The 5,751-nt window shown below is 59.9% G+C and carries 5 protein-coding genes; 4 read left to right on the forward strand and 1 reads right to left on the reverse strand.

Translation table 11 applies throughout. The features are described from left to right. Nucleotides 1-1,369, reverse strand: a 1,369-nt coding sequence (locus tag ACMV18_RS11640; RefSeq protein WP_420817984.1) for a succinate CoA transferase, incomplete at its 3' end; no start/stop codon positions are given. Nucleotides 1,370-1,515: 146 nt separating this feature from the next. Between ACMV18_RS11640 and ACMV18_RS11645 the strand changes: the two genes are divergently transcribed. From ACMV18_RS11645 to ACMV18_RS11660, 4 genes are all read left to right on the forward strand, one after another. Then, the gene (locus tag ACMV18_RS11645; protein WP_420817985.1) at nt 1,516-2,397 is read left to right on the forward strand and encodes a LysR substrate-binding domain-containing protein; all 882 of its coding nucleotides are present in this window, start codon (nt 1,516-1,518) and stop codon (nt 2,395-2,397) included. Between the two features lie 20 nt (nt 2,398-2,417). Continuing rightward, entirely contained in the window at nt 2,418-3,488 is a 1,071-nt protein-coding gene (locus ACMV18_RS11650) for a phospholipase (protein ID WP_420817986.1), read from the forward strand. A 52-nt stretch (nt 3,489-3,540) separates the two neighbouring features. Continuing rightward, complete coding sequence (locus ACMV18_RS11655) at nt 3,541-4,887, forward strand: hemolysin family protein (RefSeq protein ID WP_420817987.1); 1,347 nt, start codon at nt 3,541-3,543, stop codon at nt 4,885-4,887. A gap of 137 nt (nt 4,888-5,024) precedes the next feature. Continuing rightward, nucleotides 5,025-5,751 (forward strand): TetR/AcrR family transcriptional regulator (locus ACMV18_RS11660; RefSeq protein ID WP_420817988.1); only part of this gene is annotated, 727 nt, incomplete at its 3' end.

The raw sequence follows: 5,751 nt of genomic DNA on the forward strand, positions 1-5,751 counted from the left end.
GGTAGGCTGGATCCACGCAGTGGCGAATGATCTGAACGGCGCGCTCACGCGGCGCCAGTCCGCGCAGGTCCGCCAAGCCATGCTCGGTCACGATCACGTCGACGTCATGCTCCGTGTGGTCCACGTGGGTCACCATGGGTACGATGCTGGAGATGGCGCCATACCGAGCAGTGGACTTGGTGACGAATACCGACAGATGGGCGTTGCGCGCAAAGTCGCCCGAGCCACCAATGCCATTCATCATGTGCGTGCCGCCCACGTGTGTGGAATTGATGTTGCCGTAGATGTCGCACTCCAGCGCCGTGTTGATGGTGATGAGGCCCAGGCGGCGAATGATCTCGGGGTGATTGCTGACCTCTTGTGGGCGCAACACCAGTCGTGGCTTGTACTGCTCGATGTTGGCAAGCACGCGATCGTAGGTGTCTCTCGACAGCGTGATCGACGATGCCGACGCAAATTCCAGCTTGCCGCTGTCAATCAACTCGATGGCACTGTCTTGCAGCACCTCCGAGTACATCTTGAGTTTCTGGAAGGGGGAGTCAATGAAACCATGCAGCACGGCATTGGAGATCGTCCCAATGCCGGATTGCAAGGGCTGCAGGGCGGGTGAGAGCCGGCCTGACTTGACTTCGTGGCGCAAGAACTCGTCGAGGTGACCTGCAATGGCGTTGGTTTCCTCGTCCGGCGGCAACACGTTGGAAGGACTGTCGGCCTTCTCGGTGATCACGATCGCAGCAATTTTGCTGGGATCGATGGCGATGTGCGGCACGCCAATTCTTTGCTCGGGTGAAATCAGTGGAATGGGTTGACGGTAGGGGCGGTACGTCGGAATGAAGATGTCGTGCAAACCTTCCAGGCCCAGCGGCATCTTCAGATTGATTTCGACGATGACCTTGCGCGCCAGGATCGCAAAACTGGCCGAGTTCCCCACGGAGGTCGTGGGGATGATGGCGCCTGTCTCCGTGATGGCGGTCGCTTCAATGACCGCAATGTCCACCGGCGGAAGCTGCCCGGAACGAAGTTGCGCCACCGTTTCAGACAAATGCTGATCCAGAAACATCACCTCGCCGTGGTTGATCTTGCGGCGCAGGGTGGCGTCTGACTGGAACGGCATGCGACGGGAGATCGCATTGGCTTCGCTGAGCACTTTGTCGATGTCGTTACCAAGCGAGGCGCCTGTCATCAACGTGATCTGCAGCGGTTCGTGGCGCGCACGTTCTGCCAGGGCCAACGGCACCGCCTTGCAGTCGCCTGCACGAGTGAACCCACTCATGCCGACCGTCATGCCGTCTTCAAACAAGGATGCAGCATCGTGAGCGGACATGACTTTGTCGCGCAACCGAGCCAAACGAATGCGATCTTCGTACATCGAGTCTCCAAAAGAGGGGGGCAACAGGGGCTGGGCGTGGCAATGCCAGGGGCCATGCACCTCTAATGGATTCAGTATAAAAATCGACGTTAATTCCATGTGCGACTTATATTCATGGCTGCCATTCATATTTCGCATACCAGATCATGGACATCCGCGCCATCCGCTACTTCGTTGAAACCGTTCGGCACAACAGCTTCACCCACGCAGCCAACGAGTTGTGCGTGACGCAGTCCACCGTGAGCAAGATGGTTCGGCAGTTGGAAGACGAGCTTGGTCACGCCTTGCTGCATCGTGAAGGCCGCGGAGTGCGCCTGACAGACATCGGGCGAGTGGTGTTCGAGCGCGGGCAAGAGGCACTCGGCGTGATGCAGCGCCTGCAACGCGACATTGCCGACCTGACGGAGCTGTCTCGGGGTCAGCTGACGGTTGGCATCCCACCCACAGTCAATTTGTTTTTCCCGGCGATCATCCAGAGCTTTCGGCGGGCGTATCCATTGATCGAGCTCACCATCCAAGAGGCGGGTGGCAAGGTTATCGAAGAGCGCGTGCAATCCGGCGAGCTGGAAGTCGGCGTGACCGTTTTGCCTGTGGCGCCTCAAAGTGGTTTGGCCTCGTCAGAACTGGGCAGTTTTCCGATTTGTCTGGTGGGTACAGCCAGATCGGCTTGGGCGGATCAGCCGATGCCGGGCTTGGGCGTGCTGCATGGCCAGGATGTGGTCATGCTGAACGACGATTACTCCCTGTCTCGCCGCCTGCAAATGGCACTGGATCAAGCGGGTGTCCGCCCTCATGTGGTGGCTCAAAGCGGTCAGTGGGACTTTTTGCTGTCGATGGCACTGGCGGGCATGGGCACCGCGTTGCTGCCCCAACCCTTGCTGGATCGCTTGCAGATGCCCGCCGATGCCGTGGTCAGGCCCTTGCACGTACCAGACTTGTTGTGGCAAGTTGGCCTGATCTGGCGAGCAGACCGATACCTCTCGCATGCTGCTCGGGCATGGCTGGCAGTCTGTGAGCACAATCGGTGAAACCGGTATGCTCACCGGCCATGAAAGCTTTGCACATCTACGTTGGTGCCCGTGCACGTCAACACATCGCTTCGCATGGACTGTCCCCGCAACACGTTCGCGTGGTGCCCGCTGCCGCTGGTGGGCCCAAAGGGCTGATCCTCAATCATCTGGATCAGCAGTTGTTTGGTGAATGGTTGCCGCAAAGCGGTCATGTCGTGCATCTGGTTGGCGCATCCATTGGCGCATGGCGCATGGCGACCGCGGCCATGCCACAAGCTGAACAAGCCTTCAAGGACCTGGCGTCAGGCTACATCCAGCAGCATTTCGAGCCCGAGCCAGGGCGCAAGATGCCGACCCCGGGCAAGGTTTCGCAAGGCTTCATCGATACCCTGCGTGGATTTTTCGGTACCGAGGTGAATGCCATGTTGCAGCACCCCCAGTACCAACTTCACATCCTGACCTCGCGCGGCAAACAAGTGTTGCACCGGGGAACGCCAGCGCGAACCGCCATGGGCTTTACCGGCTTGGCGCTGAGCAATGCAGTCACCCGCAAGGCGGTGGGTTTGTTTCTGGAGCGAACGGTGTTCTCGACCTCGGGCGAGTCGTTACCCGTGCCGCTGAACGACCTGCCAACCGGGCGAGTCGAACTCACCCCCACCAATTTCATTCCAGCCATGCTGGCCTCGTGCTCGATCCCGTTCATGCTGAACCCGGTGGATGACATTCCGGGCGCCCCGCGGGGATCGCATTGGGATGGCGGCATCGTGGACTACCACTTTCATTGGCACTACTCAGCCATGAAAGAGGGCCTGGTGCTGTACCCGCACTTTCAACAGCAGGTCGTTCCCGGTTGGCTCGACAAGGCATTGAAGTGGCGCCACAACGCGAGCCCCTGGCTCGATAACGTGATCGTGCTGGCGCCCAATCCCGAATGGGTGGCCACCTTGCCGGGCGGCAAATTGCCTGATCGGAAGGACTTCACGCGGATGAACTTTGCTGACCGCACCCAGGCGTGGACCCAAGCCGTCGCTGAAGCGCAGCGGCTGCGCGAAGACTGGGAGAGTTGGCTCGCCAGATCGTGTCCGGTTGATGAATTGAAGGTGCTTTGATTCACCCCACCCGCACGCGTCACATTCATCCTGGCTGGCTACACTGTGTGCCATGGACTCTACAAGCAGCCTGCTCCTGATCGTTGTGCTGATTGCAGCCAGCGCTTTCTTTGCCATTTCTGAACTGGCCGTTGCCGCATCCCGGCGCGTTCGCCTGCGACAGATGGCAGAGCAGGGTGACGACCGCGCGCAACGTGTCCTGAACGTGCAGGACGAGCCCGGCGACTTCTTTACGGCTGTGCAGATCGGCATGAACACCGTCGCCATTCTGGGCGGTGTGGTGGGTGAAGATGCCTTCGCGCCGCTGCTCCGCGAGGCCCTGTCGCGGACACAACTGGCCAATGAGTGGGTCACGACCTTGAGCTCGGTGGGCTCGTTCGTTCTGGTCACCAGCCTGTTCATTCTGCTGGCCGATCTGGCGCCCAAACGTTTGGGCTTGAATGCACCTGAGCGCGTCGCTGTCTGGATCGTCGGCCCCATGCACCTGTTCTTGTCCTTGGTGCGCCCGATCGTGTGGTTCTTTACCCGCGTCACGGACGGCTTGTTTCGCATCCTGGGTTTGCCTGCACGTCGAGATGAGGCCGTGACCTCGGACGACATCCTGGCGATGGCAACTGCGGGTGCCGAATCGGGCGCCCTGGCGGCAACGGAACACCGCGTGATCGAAAACGTGCTGGAGCTCGACACCCGTCTTGTGACCAGTGCCATGACGGCACGCGACAGCATCATCCACTTTCTGGTGGACGACAGCGAGGCGCTCATCCGCGCACGCATTGACGAGTACCCACACTCCACGTATCTGGTTTGCGACGGCGACATCGATCATGTCGTGGGCTATGTCGATTCCAAGCACCTGCTCAGCCGCGTTCTGAAAGGCGAGCCCATCACCTTGAGCTCTGAGGGGCTCATCCAGAAAGTGTTGATGGTTCCGGACCGTTTGACCTTGTCGGAAATGCTTCAGCAATTTAGACAGGCGTACGAGGACTACGCCGTCATCGTCAATGAATACAGTCTGGTCGTAGGGATCATCACCATCAACGATGTGATGAGCACGGTGATGGGCAGTCTCATGGCGCCCCCCGAGGAAGAACAGATCGTCCAGCGTGACGCAGATTCCTGGCTGATCGACGGCATTACGCCAATTGAAGACGTTTTGCGCGCACTCGATCTGGATGAGCTACCGAGCCAGGGAGAGTACGAAACGCTGGCCGGCTTCCTGATGGTGATGCTGCGACGCATCCCCCGCCGAACAGACGCTGTGTCATGCAGCGGCTTCCGCTTCGAGGTGCTGGACGTTGACAGCTACCGGATCGACCAAGTCATGGTGAGCCGGGAAAAAGTGCCCTCGGCCATGACCGGGGCCATCGACCACGACGAGGCGGCGGCCGACAAGCCTTGATCGTTGGATCCCCCCATGTCGGGGGAAAAGCGACGCAGCGCTCCATCGCGTCACACATAACGCGTCGAGTCGAATACCATACGCTCCATTCATAAAACGGTCGTTTGAAACGAACGTACCGAGGAGACAGCATTTCGATGACACAGGCGACCGCACGTCTGACCCCGGCCGACACCAAAACCCGCATCCTCGATGCAGCCGAAGCGCTGTTCATCGACGGCGGCTTTGACTCATTGTCGATGCGGCAAATCACCACCTCTGCAAGCGTGAACCTCGCGGCGGTGAACTACCACTTTGGTAGCAAGGACGCCCTCATTGAGGCCGTTCTGGCTCGCCAACTCGACCCCTTGAACGACGCACGCAACGCGCTGCTGAGCACGTTCGAAGGTCAGCTCGGTGACCGCATGACGTGTGAGCATGTGTTGATCGCCATGTTCCTGCCCGCAGTGCGGGCCAGCCGCAGCGGCACCCCTGGTGCAGAGCGGTTTCTTCACTTCCTGGGGCGCGCGTACACCGATCCGTCTACGGTGGTTCGCACCTTCATCGACACCCACTATATCGAGACGCTGGCGCGATTCTTCTTCGCGTTTCAGAAGACTTTGCCTGAACTGGATCGTCAGGATCTGGGCTTCCGCCTGAACTTCGCGATGGGCGCACTGGCTGGCATTTTGGCCGGCGGCAACACGCAGCGCCTGATGCGCGAGTTCACGCAGGGGCAGGGCGACAGCGAAGCACTTCTCCTGAGTCGATTGATTGCCTTGATGGTTGCCGCCTTGAAGGCGCCCTTGCCGGGGCCGCAAGACACATCCCGTTTCGATGCCATTGGGAACTTACCCGGTGTGGCCGACGCTGCCACACCGCGAC

Origin of the sequence: Aquabacterium sp., from assembly GCF_048860245.1 — a bacterium.
GTDB lineage: Bacteria > Pseudomonadota > Gammaproteobacteria > Burkholderiales > Burkholderiaceae_C > Aquabacterium.

Bases quoted from the DNA above. Each gene is read 5' to 3' on its own strand.
- ACMV18_RS11645 (WP_420817985.1), top strand. From the start codon at position 1,516: ATGGACATCCGCGCCATCCGCTACTTCGTTGAAACCGTTCGGCACAAC.
- ACMV18_RS11650 (WP_420817986.1), top strand. From the start codon at position 2,418: ATGAAAGCTTTGCACATCTACGTTGGTGCCCGTGCACGTCAACACATC.
- ACMV18_RS11655 (WP_420817987.1), top strand. From the start codon at position 3,541: ATGGACTCTACAAGCAGCCTGCTCCTGATCGTTGTGCTGATTGCAGCC.